The 19,841-nt window shown below is 51.0% G+C and carries 17 protein-coding genes and 4 pseudogenes; 9 read left to right on the top strand and 12 right to left on the bottom strand.

The annotated features are described in order from the left end of the window. Window positions 1-126: pseudogene (locus UC14_RS27170) on the top strand (phage late control D family protein); the annotation flags it as partial. Between the two features lie 80 nt (window positions 127-206). On the opposite strand, the gene UC14_RS21975 reads toward UC14_RS27170, so the two are convergent. Next, window positions 207-620 carry a GNAT family N-acetyltransferase gene (locus UC14_RS21975; protein WP_112152157.1) on the bottom strand — a complete coding sequence of 138 codons (414 nt, stop codon included), beginning with the start codon at window positions 618-620 and terminating at the stop codon, window positions 207-209. Window positions 621-767: 147 nt separating this feature from the next. Here UC14_RS21975 and UC14_RS21970 point away from each other — a divergent pair. Further along, window positions 768-988: pseudogene (locus tag UC14_RS21970) on the top strand (DNA-binding transcriptional regulator). A gap of 41 nt (window positions 989-1,029) precedes the next feature. Here the strand turns inward: UC14_RS21970 and UC14_RS21965 are convergent. Continuing rightward, window positions 1,030-1,398: a hypothetical protein gene (locus UC14_RS21965; RefSeq protein ID WP_223510347.1), complete on the bottom strand. Its 369-nt coding sequence runs from the start codon at window positions 1,396-1,398 to the stop codon at window positions 1,030-1,032. Between the two features lie 252 nt (window positions 1,399-1,650). Between UC14_RS21965 and UC14_RS21960 the strand changes: the two are divergent. Continuing rightward, window positions 1,651-1,818 (top strand): annotated as a pseudogene (locus UC14_RS21960) (integrase); the annotation flags it as partial. Window positions 1,819-2,126: 308 nt separating this feature from the next. Here UC14_RS21960 and UC14_RS21955 read toward each other — a convergent pair. From UC14_RS21955 to ftnA, 4 genes are all read right to left on the bottom strand, one after another. Next, complete coding sequence (locus UC14_RS21955; protein ID WP_112198430.1) at window positions 2,127-2,462, bottom strand: YebY family protein; 336 nt, start codon at window positions 2,460-2,462, stop codon at window positions 2,127-2,129. A gap of 51 nt (window positions 2,463-2,513) precedes the next feature. After that, window positions 2,514-3,398 (bottom strand): copper homeostasis membrane protein CopD, encoded by an 885-nt coding sequence (copD, locus tag UC14_RS21950; RefSeq protein WP_112198429.1) that lies wholly within the window; start codon window positions 3,396-3,398, stop codon window positions 2,514-2,516. Between the two features lie 3 nt (window positions 3,399-3,401). Next, on the bottom strand, window positions 3,402-3,788 hold the full coding sequence (gene copC / locus UC14_RS21945; RefSeq protein ID WP_369794827.1) for a copper homeostasis periplasmic binding protein CopC: 387 nt from the start codon (window positions 3,786-3,788) through the stop codon (window positions 3,402-3,404). Window positions 3,789-3,926: 138 nt separating this feature from the next. Continuing rightward, window positions 3,927-4,433, bottom strand: coding sequence for a non-heme ferritin (gene ftnA, locus UC14_RS21940; protein ID WP_013576176.1), 507 nt, complete (start codon window positions 4,431-4,433; stop codon window positions 3,927-3,929). A gap of 406 nt (window positions 4,434-4,839) precedes the next feature. Here ftnA and UC14_RS21935 point away from each other — a divergent pair, with 406 nt between their 5' ends. Next, window positions 4,840-5,070 carry a DNA polymerase III subunit theta gene (locus tag UC14_RS21935; RefSeq protein ID WP_013576177.1) on the top strand — a complete coding sequence of 77 codons (231 nt, stop codon included), beginning with the start codon at window positions 4,840-4,842 and terminating at the stop codon, window positions 5,068-5,070. 19 nt (window positions 5,071-5,089) lie between these two features. Here UC14_RS21935 and pip read toward each other — a convergent pair whose 3' ends face one another. From pip to dbpA, 4 genes and pseudogenes are all read right to left on the bottom strand, one after another. Next, window positions 5,090-6,046, bottom strand: coding sequence for a prolyl aminopeptidase (gene pip, locus UC14_RS21930; RefSeq protein WP_112198428.1), 957 nt, complete (start codon window positions 6,044-6,046; stop codon window positions 5,090-5,092). 496 nt (window positions 6,047-6,542) lie between these two features. Next, window positions 6,543-8,583, bottom strand: a pseudogene (locus UC14_RS21925) (S9 family peptidase). A gap of 131 nt (window positions 8,584-8,714) precedes the next feature. Beyond that, window positions 8,715-9,080, bottom strand: coding sequence for a protein YebF (yebF, locus tag UC14_RS21920; RefSeq protein ID WP_112152152.1), 366 nt, complete (start codon window positions 9,078-9,080; stop codon window positions 8,715-8,717). A gap of 161 nt (window positions 9,081-9,241) precedes the next feature. Further along, window positions 9,242-10,624 carry an ATP-dependent RNA helicase DbpA gene (gene dbpA / locus UC14_RS21915; protein WP_013576182.1) on the bottom strand — a complete coding sequence of 461 codons (1,383 nt, stop codon included), beginning with the start codon at window positions 10,622-10,624 and terminating at the stop codon, window positions 9,242-9,244. Between the two features lie 250 nt (window positions 10,625-10,874). On the opposite strand from dbpA, the gene purT reads away from it, so the two are divergent. Beyond that, entirely contained in the window at window positions 10,875-12,053 is a 1,179-nt protein-coding gene (purT, locus tag UC14_RS21910; RefSeq protein WP_112198427.1) for a formate-dependent phosphoribosylglycinamide formyltransferase, read from the top strand. Window positions 12,054-12,143: 90 nt separating this feature from the next. On the opposite strand, the gene UC14_RS21905 is transcribed toward purT, so the two are convergent. Next, window positions 12,144-12,326 (bottom strand): YoaH family protein, encoded by a 183-nt coding sequence (locus tag UC14_RS21905; RefSeq protein ID WP_013576184.1) that lies wholly within the window; start codon window positions 12,324-12,326, stop codon window positions 12,144-12,146. Window positions 12,327-12,487: 161 nt separating this feature from the next. Between UC14_RS21905 and pabB the strand changes: the two genes are divergently transcribed. The 4 genes from pabB (at window position 12,488) to UC14_RS21885 (ending at window position 18,082) form a co-directional block, all read left to right on the top strand. Beyond that, complete coding sequence (pabB, locus tag UC14_RS21900) at window positions 12,488-13,864, top strand: aminodeoxychorismate synthase component 1 (RefSeq protein ID WP_112198426.1); 1,377 nt, start codon at window positions 12,488-12,490, stop codon at window positions 13,862-13,864. Further along, on the top strand, window positions 13,861-14,463 hold the full coding sequence (locus tag UC14_RS21895) for a CoA pyrophosphatase (RefSeq protein WP_013576186.1): 603 nt from the start codon (window positions 13,861-13,863) through the stop codon (window positions 14,461-14,463). The genes pabB and UC14_RS21895 overlap by 4 nt, the downstream gene beginning before the upstream one ends. A 207-nt stretch (window positions 14,464-14,670) precedes the next feature. Further along, entirely contained in the window at window positions 14,671-16,035 is a 1,365-nt protein-coding gene (locus tag UC14_RS21890; protein WP_013576187.1) for an L-serine ammonia-lyase, read from the top strand. Window positions 16,036-16,489: 454 nt separating this feature from the next. Then, window positions 16,490-18,082: an EAL domain-containing protein gene (locus tag UC14_RS21885; protein ID WP_013576188.1), complete on the top strand. Its 1,593-nt coding sequence runs from the start codon at window positions 16,490-16,492 to the stop codon at window positions 18,080-18,082. Window positions 18,083-18,158: 76 nt separating this feature from the next. Here UC14_RS21885 and UC14_RS21880 read toward each other — a convergent pair whose 3' ends face one another. Further along, window positions 18,159-19,718 (bottom strand): TerC family protein, encoded by a 1,560-nt coding sequence (locus UC14_RS21880; RefSeq protein ID WP_013576189.1) that lies wholly within the window; start codon window positions 19,716-19,718, stop codon window positions 18,159-18,161. Between the last annotated feature and the right edge of the window lie 123 nt (window positions 19,719-19,841).

Raw genomic sequence — 19,841 nt, 5'->3', positions numbered from 1 at the left:
CGGGCTGATTTATTTCCTGAGACGCCGGTGACAGTGTCGGGCTTTAAGTCAGTGATCGACGCGCAGCCGTGGATAATCAGCAAGGTAACGCACAGTCTGGGCGGCAGTGGATTTGTGACGACGTAGAATCTGGAGTGTTAGAGCAATCAGGTATGTTCAATTCCATTGTAAGACCAGGGATTGAACATGCCTGCGGATAGGGCAAATTAAAGGATTTTTTTCATTGAAGGTGAAGTGTGGAAAATGAAATCATTTCTTTCATAGAAGGGAATTGCTTCTTTCCTTGCATCAAGAAAAACAAAATTCATCTCCCTGCTTTTAGCCTCACTGACAGCGAAATCAAGAAGTAACCTACCCGTTCCCGAATGGCGCTCATGTTCATCAACGACCAGATCATCAATATGCAGGTGAGAACCCCGTGCCAGCGTGTGTACAGGCCTTATGCCCATCACACCGATAATTCTTTCTTCGAGAACAGCAGCAACAAGCTCATACCCATTCAGAGTCTGAACTCTTACGCTTTTTAAAAATTCGTCTTTGGTGATATTTCTTAGCTGAGCAATGATCGGGAATGCGCTTTCCCACTCTGAAGGAAGTAATTTTTTAATCAGAACAGTCATAAAACATCCAATTCAATAAGCAGAGTTATTATTTATAGGATTGTTATTATTACGTTGCAATGTAAATCACTGTAATTTCACATGTCTGTTTTTCATCATAAAACACAATGATCAAATCTGATTAAAAATGATTACATCGTGATTATTATGATGCACTGCACGAAATGTCAGCACGAGCACACGCCCGTTCAAGCCGTTATCTGAGCATCAATACCAAAGAACGCTATCACCAGTGTCAGAACATTAATTGCAGTTGTACGTTCAAAACGCATGAGTCCATTGCGGACATCATTGTTGAACCTGGCACCGTTCATGCTGTTCAGTTTCATCCGGATAAATATCAGCAACAATCTTTGCAGATGCATTAAAACAAGAAACCCGCCAATGGCGGGTTTTTTAACATTCAGGATCACCAGCTAAGTTGCTCACCGCTGGCTTTCAGATTTTGTTTGTACATCATATCCAGAGTCGCGTAAGTGCACATATTAACCGCACCTTCACAATAATCCCCGATAACCTTATCTAATATTTCTTTATTTTTGGCTTTGGTCAGATTTTTAAAAGCGGTCAGATTTTGCTTTTCCATCATACGAAGCGTTGTTGGCTGGCACATATTAACGGCACCATCACAGTAATCAGCCTTCACCCTCGCCTTGATGTATTCAATTACTTCTTGTTTTTGCGCTTCGGAACCATCGAATTCCATAGGGTTGACAAATGCAGCACTCACGGCAAACGGAAGCACTAAAGCAGCAAATCCCAGAACAAACTTCATCATTAAGTCCTTATAGTGAAAGCAAACTGTTAAGACTAATCTTAACAACCTGGCATAAAAATTTCACCGTTTGCGCCGCAACCTTTCCAAAAGATATTTGCTTAGACAAACCCATCGGTTGCACCCTTGCATGTATACGACTGACTCAATCAACCCCTCCCGAAAATATCCGCGAGTTTGATCAACCGGAACGTGAAATGGCATGGCTGACCCAGGAACAAATCCTGCGACTCATGGCCGCCAGCGAACAGCATGGGCAATATCATCGTGCTGCAACGCATCCTCTGACACTCAGATATCCGCATCACGATGCGCTACGCGCACTTCGCTCCCGATCACCTGGAAGACGCTATTCACCTGAATCCGCTGGCTCAAATGGATGGCGACAAAGTGGCGGCAGAAAGTCCAAATGAGCAGCATTGAAGGTAACAGGAAGTGGTTTAAGTGATTGTTTTAACGGTAAGTTATTGATTTAAGAAATGTTCAAAAAAAAGACCGAATACGATTCCTATATTCGGTCTAGGGAAATGGCTCTTGGGAGAGAGCCGTGCGCTAAAAGTTGGCATTAATGCAGGCGGTTAAGCCGTACAACTTAAAGAGTAGACGACAGATGACTATTTTCCACCCAGTTTGAAACATAGTGATAATAACAATGATGTATTATTTTCATTGTGTGACAACATACGCAAAACATGGGATTTACATCAGTCAGTTATCGTCGGCACGGCGGTTCAGCAAAGCGACTGAGCTTTGGCAATAAAAGGGGCCAGACTCATTTTTTGCCCTGGGTTCTGCGGGTCGTCCAGCCAGACTTTCTCCAGTGGCACAGCCTGAACCTGATGGTTTTTTACCTGCTCTTTCGCCACGTCATTGAGAGGATATTGCGCCAGCGTGCTGTCGTTAATCACATACAGCGCATTACCGGGGCGGCATTGCAGCATGACTTCTTCACGGGTAAAGGCCCAGGCTTTGCCGTATTGCAGACGGCTGATCGTTTCCAACTGGGGTGCCGCAAAGCTGCTGGCAGATAAGGTCAGCAGCACACAAGCTAGCAGTGTTTTCCTCATAATTTTTCCTCGGTGATATTAAATTTCCTGGTACTTATTCAGATAACCCGTTCAGCGCGGTGCCAGTGTGGCAAACACACTCACCAGCAGTAACACACCCAGCGCCAGCCCCCATTCGAGCCAGGTCATCATGATAAAATAGTGTTGTGCCCTGTCTGGCTCTTTACCCATTAAGGGCACCAGCCGGTAGCGGTTAAACACAGCGACAGCCACCATCATTCCTACCATGATCACTTTGACCACCAGCAGACACTGGTAAAGCGACGTCATATCCGTTGGCCAGCGCTGTAAAATAATGGTCGTGTTGATGATACCGGTGAGGATCACCAGCGCGACGGCGGCATGTCCCCAGAGCGAAAAACGGATAAGTGTGGCAATAGCATAAGGTCTTGCCGAAGGCTGTCGGGTATACCCCATACAGATCAGCAACGGCAGCAAACACCCGAACCAGTAGGCCGCGCTGAGCAGGTGCACCACATGATTTGTCCGCTGTACCAGCCCGGGCAGACCTTCATGCATCGCAGCATGGCCGACCAACGCCTGACTCATCAGTAAACCGCATGAGCACAGGAAGACCAGCATATTCCGCGCGGGCAGCCAGTCCATCAAAAGCACCAGCAACAGCGCGGCCGTCAGTAATAAATGCCAGCGCCAGACTTCACCAAATGCAGTGGTTAAAACCAGCAGCCAGACATTCAGATTCAGCGCATCACTCCAGCCGTTGCCCATCAGCGCAGCCTGAATCGCCAGCATACCGACCGAAGTGACCGCCGCAACCAGGGCGGAGCAGATCATCAGGGTCTGGTTTTTGCGCAACAACACGGCCGAGAAACCTGCAGGCGTCAGCAACGAGCAGAAAACGCTCAGACCGAAGATTTGCATCAGCGAAGCAAAATGCATGAAGCGGCACAGAACAAACAGTGCAGTCAGACTCATCGCTTATTTAACGGTGAAACTGTACTGACCGTGCGTTTTGTGACCATCAACGGAGACAACGTTCCACGAAACAATGTATTTCCCCGCGCTCAACGCATCGGAAAGTGGCAGAACGGCCTGAGTGTTGTCATTCGCTGCCAGCGTCATTTTGCCGGTTTTCACTGTTTTCTGGCTGGCATCCGTCAGGGTAATTTTACTGAAATCAGGCTCGATCCCTTCACTGAAGCCGAGAGACAGTTCAGTCGGGCTGACGGTTAACACCGAATCCGCCGCCGGGGTTTCTGTTTTCAGATGGGCGTGAGCAGAAGCCTGCTGTGAGATAAATCCGCTCAGCAGAACGGCTGAGACTGCCAAGGCACGGCAAAGAGAAGTGGTTTTTTTGAACACGATAATTCCTTGGCTTGCTTAACGATGAATTTATAACGCCGTCACTTTAGCGCAAACCGCCACAAAACGTTTGCCAAAAAGGCATAAAAAAACGCAGAGGCGGAAGCACTCTGCGTTTTTGTGAACACCTCTGGCGGGAAATTAGCCTGCCGGAGTTTGCGTCACCATATTTTTGAGATCTTTATCCACGAAGAACAGGCCGTTACCGGTGTTGCTGACCAGCGCCAGTTTATCAAGGACTGATTTGAACAACGTCTCTTCTTCATGCTGTTCAGAAACGTACCACTGCAGGAAGTTGAAAGAAGAGTAATCTTTCAGCGTCATAGACAGATCAGCCAGTTCGTTGATTTTCTGGGTGATCAGCTGTTCATGCTCGTAAGTCTGTTTGAACAGATCAGTCAGGGATTCAAAAGCCACCGGCGGAGCGGCAATTGCGCCCAGCAAAGGCAGAGCACCCGTATCGCTGACGTATTTGAACAGGCGATGCATATGGTCCATTTCTTCCATTGAATGCTGTTTAAGGAAAGCGGCGGCACCTTCGTAGCCTTTGTCGCTGCACCATGCACTCATCTGCAAATATAAATTGGCAGAATAAAACTCGAGGTTCAGCTGTTCATTAAGCTGATCAATCATTTCTTTTTTAAGCACGATACGGCTCCATAAATTGAATTAAGTCAGGTGGGCTGATTTATTTATCTGCATTATGCCCGCATCAACACAAAATAAATACACCTTATTCACATTAATATGCACAGCAATAACAATTAATTTTAAACAATTGATTTTAAATCATTTTATAAAGAAATAAATATTCAACAATGATAATCATTAACATGTAATTCCCTATTAAAAGGAATCATTCTTATTTACGATATTAATTAACGTCGCCTTGTTGAATATAATTATCACTTCTGATTTGTGAATGGTTCTTATTTACTCCTGATAATTATCCGCATTCTTTGCCGGGCACAGGAACATAAAAGCCAAATCGCAACATTCACGCTGGCGCCTGCCTCGGGTACAATGTGGTAAAACGGATCATCGGGAAGCAGTTATGAGCATCAATCTGGCTGAAATCAGCAAAGAAGAAATGGATCGTATCAATGTCGATCTTGCGGCCTCAGCGGTGGCCTTTAAAGAACGCTACAACATGCCGGTTGTCGCTGAGATGGCGGAACGCGAGCAGCCTGCGCATCTGCGCACCTATTTTCGTGAGCGGGTGATGTTCTATCGCGGGGAATCACATAAGTTCTCCCGCTTACCTTATGAGCCGAAGCAAAAGTAAACGGGAGTAGCAGGCAACATTAGCGCCGGGCGGCGAAACGCTGGTTGGTGCGGATCAGTTGATCGAGAATGCCAGGCTCGTCGAACGAATGCCCTGCCCCTTCAATGATGTGCAACTCCGCTTCCGGCCATGCCTGCGCCAGATCCCAGGCATTTTGCACCTGGCAGGCCATATCATAACGGCCATGCACAATGACGGCCGGAATGTGGCGAATACGTGTGACATTTTTCAACAACTGGTCGTCACTTTCCAGAAAACCCAGATGTGTAAAATAGTGGTTTTCTATACGGGCAAACGCCAGCGCAAAATTGTCCTCACCAAAGGATGCCGAACCTTCCGCAGGCAACAGTGTCACGGTCTCCCCTTCCCACAGGCTCCAGATTTTAGCAGCCTCAAGCTGCACAGCGCGATCGCAGGATGTCAGACGGGCCCGGTAAGAAGCAATCACGTCTTTACGCTCTTCATCCGACAGAATCGACAAAATACGTTGCCACTTTTCCGGGAAGAAGCGGGACGCGCCGTCCTGATAATACCAGGACAGTTCCTGCTTACGCAGCGTGAAGATTCCGCGCAGCACCATCTCGCTGACATGTTCAGGATGCGTCTCGGCATACGCCAGCGCCAGTGTTGAACCCCACGAGCCGCCGAACACCAGCCATTTGTCGACACCGGCCATTTTGCGCAAACGCTCGATATCCTCGACCAGATGCCAGGTTGTATTGTTTTCGAGACTGGCGTGAGGTTTTGAGCGTCCGCAGCCACGCTGGTCAAACAGCATGACGTCATAATCATTGGGATCAAACAACTGACGGTGTACCGATGAGCAGCCGCCGCCGGGTCCGCCGTGGAGAAATACTGCTGGCTTGCCTGCCGGGTTTCCGCTGCGTTCCCAGTAAATTTGGTGACCATCGCCGGTATCAAGCATGCCGCAGGCATAGGCTTCCCGTGGCGGATATAACCCTTTAAATTTTGGCATGACATTTCCTGTTCTATTCGGCCAGTGTATTGATTGATGTGCTTACATCTTCATAACAGCGCATCGGCTAGCCCGCCACAAGGTGTTATAAGCAAAAATCGTTATTTTGCATGCCGTTCGCATACTTATCGCGCAATTTCACTTTCAGGCACGCCCGGCCCGCCTTAAAGCGGCCGTGCAAAGAGTGAAGAAAAACCTGCGAAGACACTTGCAACCGGAGCGAATTAAGCAGTAAATAGCAGAGCAACCCAATCCACCAGCTTTAAGAGAGGCAAATATGAGTAAAGGAATGGATAGCAAAAAGAATGCGAAGAAAAAACCACTGAAAACTCCGGCCGAAAAAAAGGCTGAGAAAAAAGCCAAGAAAGCTTCTGCCTGACAATGGACTTCGTAGAATAAACCCGCCGAGAGCGGGTTTTTTTTATTCTCCCCGTCCTACTTCGCGCTGCAGTGGCATTGGCTGCAACCCGAATTATTTAGGGGAAAGGTGTGATATTTAGTGCTTCGCTGCCAGCGCCAGCACAAAGGCATATTCCAGCGCGATATCTTCGTAGGCTTTGAAGCGTCCGGATTTACCGCCGTGCCCGGAATCCATATCGGTATGCATCAGCAACTGGTTATCATCGGTTTTAAGCTCGCGTAATTTTGCCACCCATTTTGCCGGCTCCCAGTATTGCACCTGCGAATCATGCAGTCCGGTGGTGACCAGCATATGCGGATAGGCCTGCGCGCGAACCTGATCATATGGGCTGTATTGCAGCATATAGTCATAATACGCTTTGTCGTTCGGGTTGCCCCACTCGTCATATTCACCGGTGGTCAGTGGAATGGATTCATCAAGCATGGTGGTCACCACGTCAACGAACGGCACCTGTGCCACAATGCCGCGATACAATTCTGGCGCCTGATTAATAATTGCGCCCATCAGCAAACCGCCTGCACTGCCGCCCATGGCGTAAACCTGCCCGGCGTCACCGTAGCCTTCAGCAACCAGTTCTTTGGTCACATCAATGAAGTCATGGAAAGTGTTGAGTTTGTTGAACAGTTTGCCATCGTCATACCATTGCTGGCCCAACTCAGCGCCACCGCGGATGTGCGCCAGTACGAAAACAAATCCTCTGTCTAGTAAACTCAGACGGCTGCCACTGAACGCCGGATCCATACTGCTGCCATAGGAACCGTAACCGTAAACCAGTAACGGATTTTCATTCGGCTTAAACAGTTCGCGGCGATACACCAGTGACACCGGGACTTTCACGCCGTCACGTGCCGTGACCCAGACACGTTCGCTGCGGTAATTTGCCGCATCAAAATCTTTCACTTCCTGCTGCTTGAGCAGCGTACGGTCATGCGTATCCAGATCGAGTTCAAACAGCGAGCTCGGCATGGTCATGGAAGAATAACCATAACGCAGCAATGAGGTGTCCGGCTCCGGGTTGTACGCCAGCCAGGTGGTATAGGTCGGATCGTCAAACGCCAGCGATTTTTCCTCGCCAGTTTTCCAGTGGATCTGACGCAATTGCGTCAGCCCCTGATGACGTTCTTCCACCACCAGCCAGTCACGGAACAGGCTGAAGCCTTCAAGCATCACTTCAATACGCGGCGCAATCAGCGTCTGCCAGTTTGCTTCCACGCCATCTGCACTCTTATAAAGTCCGAAGTTTTTGCCATCTTTATTGGAGCGGATGTAGAAATGCCCGAGGTAATGATCGAGAGCGTATTCATGATCTTTACGGCGTGAGAGAAACACCTGCGGTTTTGCCTGCGGATCATCGGCATCCAGCAGCAGGATCTCGGAAGTCGTGGTGCTGTCGAGGTGGATCAGAATGTATTTTTCAGACGTGGTTTTATCCAGCCCGACGTAAAACGTGTCGTCTTTCTCTTCATACACCAGCGTGTCGGTCTTAGGATCAGTGCCGACCACGTGGCGATAAACCTGATACGGCAGCAACGTTTTCTTGTGTTTGCGCACGTAATACAGTGTCTGAGAATCGTTCGCCCATTCGCTGCTGCCGGAGGTGTTTTTCAGCAGATCGTCAGTCCAGGTTTCGTCATCAAGTTTTTTTGATGCGGATGTCGTACTGACGGCGCGAAAGAAAGTCTTCCGCCACGGCCATCAGTTTGTTATCAGGGCTGATATCCAGACCGCCCAGCGTGTAAAATTCGCTGTCTCTGGCACGTTCATTGCCATCAATCAGCGTGCTCCAGTTTTCATGTTCCGCTGCGGGCTGACGCAGATAAAGGGCGTATTCGTTGCCCGGTTCATAGCGGGTCTGATAACGATAGCCATGTTTCACGTAGGGAACGGAATGATCCTGTTGCGCAATACGCGCAACCATTTCGCCATACAGGGTTTCACGCAGCGCCTGATGCGGTTGCATGGCCTGTTCGGTATATTGGTTTTCAGCGCTCAGATACGCCAGAACCTGAGGATCGGCGCGGTCATCATCACGCAGCCAGTAATAGTTATCGACGCGGTCATCGCCGTGTACGCTCAGGGTTTGCGGGCGTTTTTCAGCCTTTGGAGGTGTCATCATCTCGGGATCTCTTTGTCCTCTTTGCGGTGTGACAAGAGTGACAGGTTTAGGCAGGGAAACCAAGAGACGTCAATGCAGGGAAATAATGCGTCCGCTAAGAAATAACGGACGCAATCGGAAGTGCAGAAAGGCTATACCGGCGTGCTGTAGCTGATTTCGCCGATCTGGCAGTTGAGGGTCACCTGATAGGTTTTATCAGTGTGATCACCGCGCACTTTTAGCGGGATATTCCATCTGGCGTTATTGCCGCTGATGCTGTCAGTCACCACCCACGCGACCGGTGTAGAAGTGCCGAGCACTTTTTTATCTGCATCCCAGCGCGGAATACGGTTTTGCAGGAAATCACGTTTAACCAGTGCTGCCACTTCATCTTTTGTGGCCGTGGAACAGGGTGTTACCGTTGCCGTTCTCACTTCAGGCTCATCGGCCTGTGCAACCTGGCTCAGACCACTCATTCCTGCAACGGCCATCAAAACGCCCAAGATTATCTTTTTCATCGTTCGTCTTCCCAGTCTTTGTCGTTCATTCAGTTGACCTTGCCGGACAATATCCCTACATAAGGCAAGGTCATCGCTTGCGTTAGATAATATAATCCTCAACAAGGCAATAACACAACATTAACAATAAGACGACCAATGCAAAGCGATAATAAACCCGGTTAACGCAAGATAATGGCTTTGCAATTCTTGCCTTTAATTTTCCCTTCCTGCAAACGTTGCAGCGCTTTCTTAGCGCTCTTCTGACGAATCGCCACATAAGCATGAACCGGGAACATATCGATTTTACCAACTTCAGCTGCGGTCAGCCCGGCGTCACCGGTCAGCGCGCCCAGAATATCGCCGGGACGGATTTTGGCTTTACGGCCGCCATCGATGCATAACGTTGCCATTTCAGGATCAAGCGCCACCGGGGCGGCGGCCAGTGCCTGCGCTGCGGGCTGCCAGGTAAACCGCTGGCGGGTGTAATCTTCCAGCGCCGTTACACGCGGCATTTCCTGCGGTGTCACGAGACTGACGGCCAGGCCACTGGTGCCCGCACGACCGGTACGGCCCACGCGGTGAACGTGAACTTCCGGGTCGAAAGACAGCTCGTAATTAATGACCAGGCCGAGCTGTTTGATGTCCAGCCCGCGTGCCGCAACATCTGTCGCCACCAGTACGCGGCAACTGCCGTTGGAGAAACGCACCAGTACGCGGTCGCGGTCACGCTGCTCGAGGTCGCCGTTGAGCGCCAGCGCACTGATGCCTTTCGCCTTCAGGTCATCACAAACATCCTGACAGTCACGTTTGGTGTTACAGAACACCACACAGGAAGTCGGCTGATACTGATACAGCACCGCGGCCAGCAGCGATAAGCGCTGATGTTTGTCGGCTTCGATGAAAATCTGCCTGATATCAGCAATGTCATCTTCGCCTTCGATTTCTACCTTCAGCGGCTGACGCTGAAATTTAGAACTGATGCGCTCAATGCCGTCCGGATACGTCGCGGAGAACAGCAGCGTCTGGCGATCCTGCGGCGTATAACTGACGACATCTTCGATATCTTCGCTAAAGCCCATATCCAGCATGCGGTCCGCTTCATCCAGCACCAGTACTTTCAGTTCGTCCAGTTTCAGCGTGCCTTTACGCAAATGCTCCTGAATACGGCCCGGCGTACCCACCACAATGTGCGGCGGATGGACCAGCGATTCAAGCTGTGGTCCGATTGCCTGGCCACCGCACAGGGTCAGAATTTTGATGTTTTGGGTAAAACGCGCCAGACGGCGTAATTCTTTGCTGACCTGATCGGCCAGTTCGCGGGTCGGACACAATACCAGCGCCTGAGCGACGAACTGTGAAACGGTAATGCTGTTCAGTAAACCGATACCGAAAGCGGCTGTTTTACCGCTGCCGGTTTTGGCTTTGGCGCGGACGTCCTGACCCAGCAGGATGGCAGGCAACGACGCTTCCTGAATCGGGGTCATTTCGGTGTAACCCAGTTCATTCAGGTTAGAAAGTTGCTCAACGGGTAATGTCAGGGCAGAAAAGGAATGCGTGCTCAAGGGCGATAACTCTTTATGTGAGGCAAAAATCGGGACAGCGGCAGGAAGCCTGACGCCATGGTTTGAGTAAATGATAACAGAGACGCCCGCAGACTGCCTTAAACGGCAGAAAACAGGCTGAAAAAATCCTGCTTTTATTCCCGCTTAAATTTATCAACAGCACTGCGCAATCGTTTTCGTCGACAATAATTTCAGATATACTGCGCGCCGAAATTCCTATTTTCCTTCACACAGATCTGGGTACGAAGCTATGTTAACCATTGGTACTGCACTGCGCACTGGCGCCACCCGCGTCATGTTATTAGGCTCCGGCGAACTGGGCAAAGAAGTGGCGATTGAATGTCAGCGACTGGGTCTGGAAGTGATTGCCGTTGATCGCTACGCCGATGCACCCGCGATGCAGGTCGCCCATCGCAGCCATGTCATTAACATGCTGGATGGCGATGCACTGAAACAGGTTATCGAAAGCGAACACCCTGATTTTATCGTGCCGGAAATCGAAGCGATTGCCACCAGCATGCTGGTCGAGCTGGAAAAACAGGGTCACAACGTCGTGCCTTGTGCTGAAGCGACACGCCTGACCATGAACCGCGAAGGCATCCGTCGTCTGGCTGCCGAAACGCTGAAGCTGCCTACTTCCACTTATCAGTTTGCCGATGATGAAGCGGCTGTCCGTGAGGCGATCGACGCCATCGGCTATCCGTGCATTATCAAACCGGTGATGAGCTCTTCCGGTAAAGGTCAGAGCCTGATCCGCAGTGCCGATCAGTTACAGGCGGCATGGGATTATGCCCAGCAAGGTGGCCGTGCTGGCGGCGGACGTGTCATCGTTGAAGGTCTGGTGAAGTTTGATTTTGAAATCACCCTGCTGACGATCAGCGGCGTTGATGGTATTCATTTCTGTGCGCCAATCGGACACCGTCAGGAAGACGGTGATTACCGCGAATCCTGGCAGCCACAGCAGATGACAGACCTTGCATTGCAGCGCGCCAAAGACATCGCAGAGAAAGTGGTGAAAGCGTTGGGCGGTAAAGGCCTGTTTGGCGTTGAACTGTTTGTTTGTGGTGATGAAGTAATCTTCAGCGAAGTGTCACCTCGCCCGCACGACACCGGGATGGTAACGCTGATTTCTCAGGATTTATCAGAGTTCGCCCTGCATGTGCGCGCATTCCTCGGTCTGCCGGTGGGCAATATCCGCCTGTTCGGCCCTTCCGCTTCTGCCGTAATCCTGCCGAAACTGACCAGCAACAACGTGACGTTTACCGGCCTGGAAAACGCACTGACCGGTTACAACCAGATCCGTCTGTTCGGTAAGCCGGAAATCAGTGGTAAGCGCCGTCTTGGCGTAGCGCTGGCGACGGCGGACAACGTTGAAGACGCCGTGGAACAGGCTAAACAGGCAGCGGCGGCAGTGGTGGTTAAAGGCTAATCCATTCCTGACGCTGAGATGAAAAAAAACCGGACGCCTGAAAAGAGTCCGGTTTTTCTTTGCAGCAAAGGGAAACTGCGGAGCAACGTTTTATTCGTCGTCTTCGTCATCAAAAATGACGGTCACACGGTCGCCTTTATGCGTTTCGCGGATTTCTTCTGCAACGGTCGCAATGGCTTCGCCGCTGCTCATGCCGTTTTCCATTAACTGGCGGATACGATCGGCGGCCTGTTCTTGTTCGTGATGTGATAATGAAGGCATACCTGTCAGCATGGGAGTGTCCTGTTGTACGGGTGATAATAAAAAGCCCGCGCAGTGCGGGGTTGCACAGTATACGCCTTATTCACGCAAATCGCCTGCGCTGCTTTCAGGCAGCCCGATCTGTGTTAGGATCCTGAAAAATAGTCACTGCGCCAGAGAAACTCATACCCGTCATGCCATTCGCCCAACCCGTTGTTTTCCATTCATTACCTTATCAACCCGATGCAATAACTGAACGGTTCGCGCCGCTTTCTGCTTTGCCGTGGGCGATGTTACTGCATTCAGGTTCGGCACAGCACCAGCATAATCGTTTCGATATTCTGGTGGCCGATCCGCTGATCACGCTGACCACACGTGGCAAGCTAACGCAGATTGAGCACAACGGCATGGCCGAAACCCGGACTGAAGATCCGTTTGCTTTACTGGAAGAGCAAATGGCAGTGGCCGGTTTACAGGCAGAAAGTTCAGCGGATTTTCCTTTTCTGGGCGGCGCACTGGGTTTGTTCGGTTATGACCTGGGGCGCAGGATAGAAACATTGCCTGAAACTGCGGAACGGGATATTGACCTGCCGGATATGGCGGTAGGGATTTATGACTGGGCGCTGATTGCCGATCACCATTTACAGCGCCTGACGCTGATTTGCCATGGTGACATTTCTGAACGTTTACGCTGGCTGGCCCAGTACCAACCTGTTCCTTCTCCTGCGCCTTTCTGTTTACATGCGCCGTGGCGGGCAAATATGAGCCGCGAAGAATACGGTGAGAAATTCCGTAAGATTCAGGAATATATTCACAGTGGTGATTGCTATCAGATCAATCTGGCGCAGCGGTTTTCGACGGAATACAGCGGCGATGAATGGCAGGCTTTCCTGCGCCTCAATCAGGCTAACCGCGCCCCTTTCTCCGCGTTTCTGCGTCTGCCGGAAAATGCCGTTGTCTGTCTTTCACCCGAGCGTTTCATCTGGCTGAAAGACGCTGAGATCCAGACCCGTCCGATTAAGGGAACGCTGCCGCGCTGCGAAGATCCGACTGAGGATATGCAGCAGGCAGAACGACTGGCGGCATCGGAAAAGGATCGCGCCGAAAACCTGATGATTGTCGATTTGCTGCGTAACGATATCGGCCGCGTGGCGACACCCGGCAGTGTGCGGGTGCCGGAGCTGTTCGTTGTGGAGCCCTTCCCCGCCGTCCATCATCTGGTCAGCACGATCACCGCCCGGTTACCCGAAACCTGTCACGCCAGCGCCTTATTGCGTGCCTGTTTCCCCGGTGGCTCCATTACCGGTGCGCCCAAAGTGCGTGCCATGGAAATTATCGAAGAACTTGAACCGCACCGGCGCAACGGCTATTGCGGCAGCATTGCATATCTGAGTTGCTGCGGCACGATGGACAGCAATATCACCATCCGCACATTGCTCACCGCACAGGGCAAAATTTACTGCTGGGCGGGTGGCGGGATCGTCGCTGACAGTCAGGAACAGGCGGAATATCAGGAAACTTTTGATAAGATTGCCCGTATTCTGCCTGAATTAGGAGAAATACAGCCGTGACGCTGCTGGAACAACACGCGCCCTTACAGACGTTTTCACCTGCCGTGGAAGATTTCATCCTGCGTTTTCAATTGCAGCAGCCGCGCCTGCCTGCTGCGGCGTTGCGCGGAACCCGCCACGCCGCTGTGTTGATCCCGATTATTTGTCGTCCGGAACCGACCCTTTTACTGACGCGCCGGTCCGATCAGTTGCGTAAACACGCCGGCCAGGTCGCCTTTCCCGGTGGTGCAGCAGATGCTTCCGATGCCTCGATTATTGCCACCGCATTACGCGAAGCGCATGAAGAGGTCGCGATCCCCCCTGAACAGGTTCATATATTAGGCACACTGTCGCCGCAGGACAGCAGCAGCGGTTTTCAGGTCACGCCGGTTATCGGGCTGTTGCCTGTTGATGTACCACTGCATCCCGCGGAAGATGAAGTCGCCGAGTTGTTTGAAATGCCGCTGCGGGAAGCCTTTGATCTCGCACGTTATCACCCCCTGGATATTCACCGCAGAGGCACTCATCACCGGGTTTATCTGTCCTGGTATCAGCAACAATTTGTCTGGGGGCTGACGGCGGGAATCATCCGTCAGTTGGCCCGGCAGGTTGAAGTCTGAGCTCAGTGATTACATTACGATCACACTTTTGCATCAAATAAGTTTATTTCATGCGAAAAATGAAACTTTTGCCTCTCAGCCCTTTTAAACTATAAGTCTATCCATAAGAACAAGAGACCCGTCCATAAGGGCTGTCTCTGGTGTTGGTTCATTTATGGAAGCCAGGGATCCCGTTCCCTGCCGCAATCTATTACAGGAGTATTCGACGTGATTAGCGTTTTCGACATGTTCAAGGTCGGGATTGGCCCTTCCAGTTCCCATACTTTGGGCCCGATGAAAGCAGGCAAACAGTTCGCTGATGACCTGCTGGAAAAGGGCATGATGCCTGCCGTTACGCGTGTCGCCGTGGACGTTTTTGGTTCTTTGTCTCTGACAGGTAAAGGCCACCACACAGATATCGCCATTATTTTAGGTCTGGCGGGCAATCAGCCAGATACCGTCGACATCGACGGCATTCCACATTTTATCCGCGACGTTGAGCAACGTGAGCGTCTGCCGCTGGGCGGAACCCAGCATGAAGTCGATTTCCCACGTGATACCGGTATGGTGTTCCGCGGGGAGAATTTACCGCGTCACGAAAACGCCATGCAAATTCACGCTTTTGCTGGCGACAAGATGATTTACAGCAAAACCTATTACTCGGTCGGCGGCGGCTTTATCGTTGATGACGAGCATTTCGGTCAGCCTGTGCTGGATGAAGTGGCGGTGCCGTACAGCTTTAATTCGGCCAGTGAAATGCTGGCAAAATGTAAGGAAACCGGGCTGTCATTATCCGGCCTGGTGATGAAAAACGAGCTGGCGCAGCACAGTAAGCAGGACATTGAGCAGTATTTCGAGAAGATCTGGCACACCATGCAGGCCTGTATCGATCGCGGCCTGAATACCGAAGGCGTTCTGCCTGGCCCGTTGCGGGTGCCGCGTCGTGCTTCTGCCCTGCGCCGGATGCTGGTGTCAAACGACAAACTTTCCAGTGACCCGATGAACGTGATCGACTGGGTGAATATGTTTGCCCTCGCGGTTAACGAAGAAAATGCGGCGGGCGGACGTGTCGTGACGGCGCCCACCAACGGCGCATGCGGCATTGTGCCTGCGGTGCTGGCGTATTATGACCAGTTCATTCAGTCGGTCAGCCCGGACATTTATCTGCGTTATTTCCTGAGTTCCGGTGCTATCGGTATTCTGTATAAAATGAATGCGTCGATTTCAGGCGCAGAAGTGGGCTGTCAGGGTGAAGTTGGCGTAGCCTGTTCAATGGCGGCGGCAGGCTTGACGGAATTGCTGGGCGGCAGCCCGGAACAGGTATGCGTTGCGGCCGAAATTGGCATGGAACACAATCTGGGATTAACCTGTGACCCTGTTGCCGGACAGGTTCAGGTACCGTGCATCGAACGTAATGCCATCGCGTCAGTGAAAGCCATTAATGCCGCCCGTATGGCATTACGCCGCACCAGTGAGCCGAGAGTTTCATTGGATAAAGTCATTGAGACAATGTACGAAACCGGTAAAGATATGAATTCCAAATATCGGGAAACCTCGCGTGGCGGTCTGGCGATTAAGGTTCAGTGCGACTGATCCGGTCGAAAAGATGACCTCTTCCTGCGGTATTTTCAGGTTGTATTAATTTCAACCAATTTACCGCAGGAAATACCACCTGGCCGGTAGCCGGCAGCAATAAAACCTTCGCTAACAACAACCTGTTGTATTATCAATACATAATGGTAGTGAGACTTGCATTATACCCTGCAGGTGCGGCATGCTGATTTCCGCCTGATTTCCCCTGTCCGGGTCCCCCTTATTACGTCTGCGTAAATGTCGGAAATGGACAGGAAAAACCTCAGTGACACTGTCACCTGTATGTTTTTTTCGATTTGAACAGAGAAATATAGGGAGTTTACCGCTACTCAAACTGAGCGCCCGACGATTTACAGCTACTCTCTATAAAAACGAAATGGCTGTTACGCATCGGTAACCCTTTAAAATAATAATTTTGAGCCTGCCTTTAACTCGGGATAAAAGGATTAGAACGATGCTGTTCTCCCAGACCGGACTCGCGAAGTATCGCTACTATCGCATTGCGCTCGCCAGTGCAATGGGGATATGTACGCTGCTTCTGACGCTGGGCATTCGTATCTACGAACAAGCCCAGGTTATCGCCGAAGATCAAAAACGTGTGGCTGTTCACACCGTTGAAAAACTGGAAAAATTGCTTGAACCCGCTTCTCCGGCCGGCAAAATTATTCCTTTCGACCAGACACTCGCCTGTAAGGCACAGCAACCTCTGTTGCAACAAACCGTCGCCCGCATGCAAACATTACGTTCAATCAGTCTCGTCAGCAACGGCACCATTGTTTGTTCAAGCCTGGTAGGCACGCTGGATCTGAATTTCAATCAAACCTTGCCTTCCTTCGCACAGGGTAAAACCCAACTTGAGTTGCGCGCCTCGAAATGGAGCCGTGTCAATACACCGACGCTGGTTTTATGGCATCCGACCACACCGGATAATCTTAACGGTGAACTGTTTGTCTATAACATCGGGATCTTGTCGAATTTCCTGCTCGAGCCCCAGCCGCCTTATGCCAGCCACATCGTTCTCAACGTCGGACAACAAAATCTCGAATACGGCAAAAATTCAATCATCAACACCAGTGCCCTGCCGCGCGCCCCTTTGCTGAGCGCCCGATCGGAAAAATATGATTTTGCGGTCTCTATTTATGGTGAAGAAGCCAGCACACTGGCCTGGGAGGAGCTGTTTTCACATCTGCCGCTGTCGGTTCTGATCAGCCTGCTGACAGCAACAGCCATATATCTGTTCTCCGGCAGTCGCATCAGTCTGGCTTATCCGATCAGCCACGGCATTTCCCACCGCGAGTTTAAAGTTTATTGTCAGCCCATTATTAACAGTACGGATGGCCGTTGTATTGGCGTGGAAACACTGATGCGCTGGAAAAACCGCCGGCAGGAATGGGTTTCGCCCGATGTGTTTATTCCTCTGGCTGAACAGCACGGCTTAATCATTGCGCTGACACGCTATCTCATTCAGACAGTCGCTGAAAATCTGTCCGTATTTCCGGCAACGCCGGGTTTTTACGTCAGTATTAATGTTGCAGCACAACACTTTAATAATATGGAAATTGTTGATGACATCCGAAAGCTGTGGCTTCCGGCGCAGCCGTCAGTTTCTCTCATGCTGGAGCTGACGGAACGGACGCGGTTACAGGAGTTACGTGCTGCTGAGATTTCACAGTTGAAAGAAATGGGTATTCTGCTGGCCATTGATGATTTCGGGACGGGTCACAGCTCCCTGAGCTATCTCAAAACCCTTAATCCCGATGTGCTGAAAATCGATCAGGCGTTTACGGCCTCAATTGGCACCGATGCGATTAACGCCACCGTCACGGATACCATCATCACACTGGCGCAGCGTCTCAATCTAAAGCTGATTGCTGAAGGGGTGGAAACCCGTGAGCAGGTAGATTATCTGCGCGAACGCAGGGTCGATTCATTGCAGGGCTACTACTTTGCCCGCCCGATGCCTATAGAAGTATTCCCGATCTGGCTGGAACGTTATAAAAAAACTACGCAGAACATGGAATTGCAGGATAATACAGATCCGGTCTGAAGGTGGAAACCCGTTTTCCCCGACCATAAAAAACGGCGACCTGAGTCGCCGTTTTACATCCCGAAATAAAGCCCCGTTACTGGTCTTCATCCCATTTGTCTTCTGATTTCAGCCGCGTAATACGCACGCGTTCGATACGGTATTCCGACACGTCAAGAATTTCAAAGTGCAGCGACGCCATTTCGATCACTTCACCCACGACCGGCATTTGTCCTGATTTCGACAGCAGCAGCCCGGCAAGAGAAGCAAAATCGTCGTCAGCATTCACCAGCGTTTTGACGTCCAGAATTTGCTGCAACAGATGCAAATCGGTTCCGCCTTTAGCAATCCAGCTATCACCGTCAGTCACGACGTCCGGCGTTTCATCTTCGTCCGGGAATTCACCTGCGATGGCCTCCAGCACATCCAGCGGCGTCACCAGCCCCTGAATCACACCAAACTCATTGCTGACCATCACCAGACGACCTTTGGCTTTACGCAGAACGGCCAACAAGTTGATGACATCCATGGTTTCCGGCACCACAATCGGCGGCGTTTTTTCCGCGAACGCGACAATGCTTTCACCGTTTTCCAGCGCCACCAGCAGATCTTTCGCACGCACCACACCGATAACATCATCCAGTGAATAACGGCAAATCGGGAACAGGCTGTGCGGCGTATCGAGAAGCTGACTGCGGATTTCATCCGGTGACTTTTCACAGTCTACCCAGGAAATCTCGGTGCGTGGCGTCATGATGCTGCGCAGGGAGCGTGACGCCAGCGTCAGCACGCCGGTGATCATGTGACGTTCTTCTTCCGCAAAGGTTTCACCGGCTGGCAATACATCGCCAGCGGGCTCATCTTCATGCTCATTCTGGCGTTTCCCGCCCATCAGTCGCTGAATAGCTTCCGCTGTACGTTCACGCATCGGACGGCTGGACTGGCTTTTCAGGAAGTTGCGGCGCGCAATCTGATTGAACAATTCAATCAGGATAGAGAAACCAATCGCGGCGTACAGGTAACCTTTCGGAATGTGGAACCCGAAGCCTTCAGCAATCAGACTCAGACCAATCATTAGCAGGAAGCTGAGGCATAGCACCACGACGGTTGGATGATTGTTTACGAAACGGGTCAGCGATTTCGATGCCAGCAGCATCACGCCCATGGCAATAATCACTGCAGTCATCATGACGGCCAGGTTATTCACCATACCGACGGCGGTTATCACCGCATCCAGCGAGAAGACCGCGTCCAGCACAACAATCTGCGCCACCACAGCCCAGAAGCTGGCATAGCCGCGATTCGTTGTTCCATGCTCGTCATGCCCTTCCAGCCGCTCATGCAGCTCTGTGGTGGCTTTGAATAGCAGGAATATCCCCCCGACTAACAAAATCAGATCACGGCCGGAGAAACTGAACTGCGCAATACTGAACAGCGGCGTGGTCAGTTTCACCATCCACGAAATCAGTGACAGCAAACCTAAACGCATGATCAGCGCCAGCGAGAGGCCGATGATACGGGCTTTATCACGCTGCTTCGGTGGCAGTTTATCGGCAAGAATGGCAATAAAAACAAGGTTGTCGATACCCAGAACAATTTCAAGCACGACAAGCGTCAGCAAACCGACCCAAATTGAAGGGTCCATCAAAAATTCCATGTCAGACTCCGCAATGAGTTAAAGAAAAAAGACGCACAAAAACACCACACCCCAGGCTGTCAGATGACCGTCCGGAAGTATTGGCTGCAGAAATAGCAGATGAAAGCGGTTTCAGTGCGGCTG

The sequence above is a fragment of the Rahnella sp. NRRL B-41462 genome (genome assembly GCF_003263525.1).
GTDB classification, from domain to species: Bacteria; Pseudomonadota; Gammaproteobacteria; order Enterobacterales; family Enterobacteriaceae; genus Rahnella; species Rahnella aceris.
Note: the sequence above shows the minus strand (reverse complement) of the source record. Positions and strands in the feature narration are given on the sequence as shown.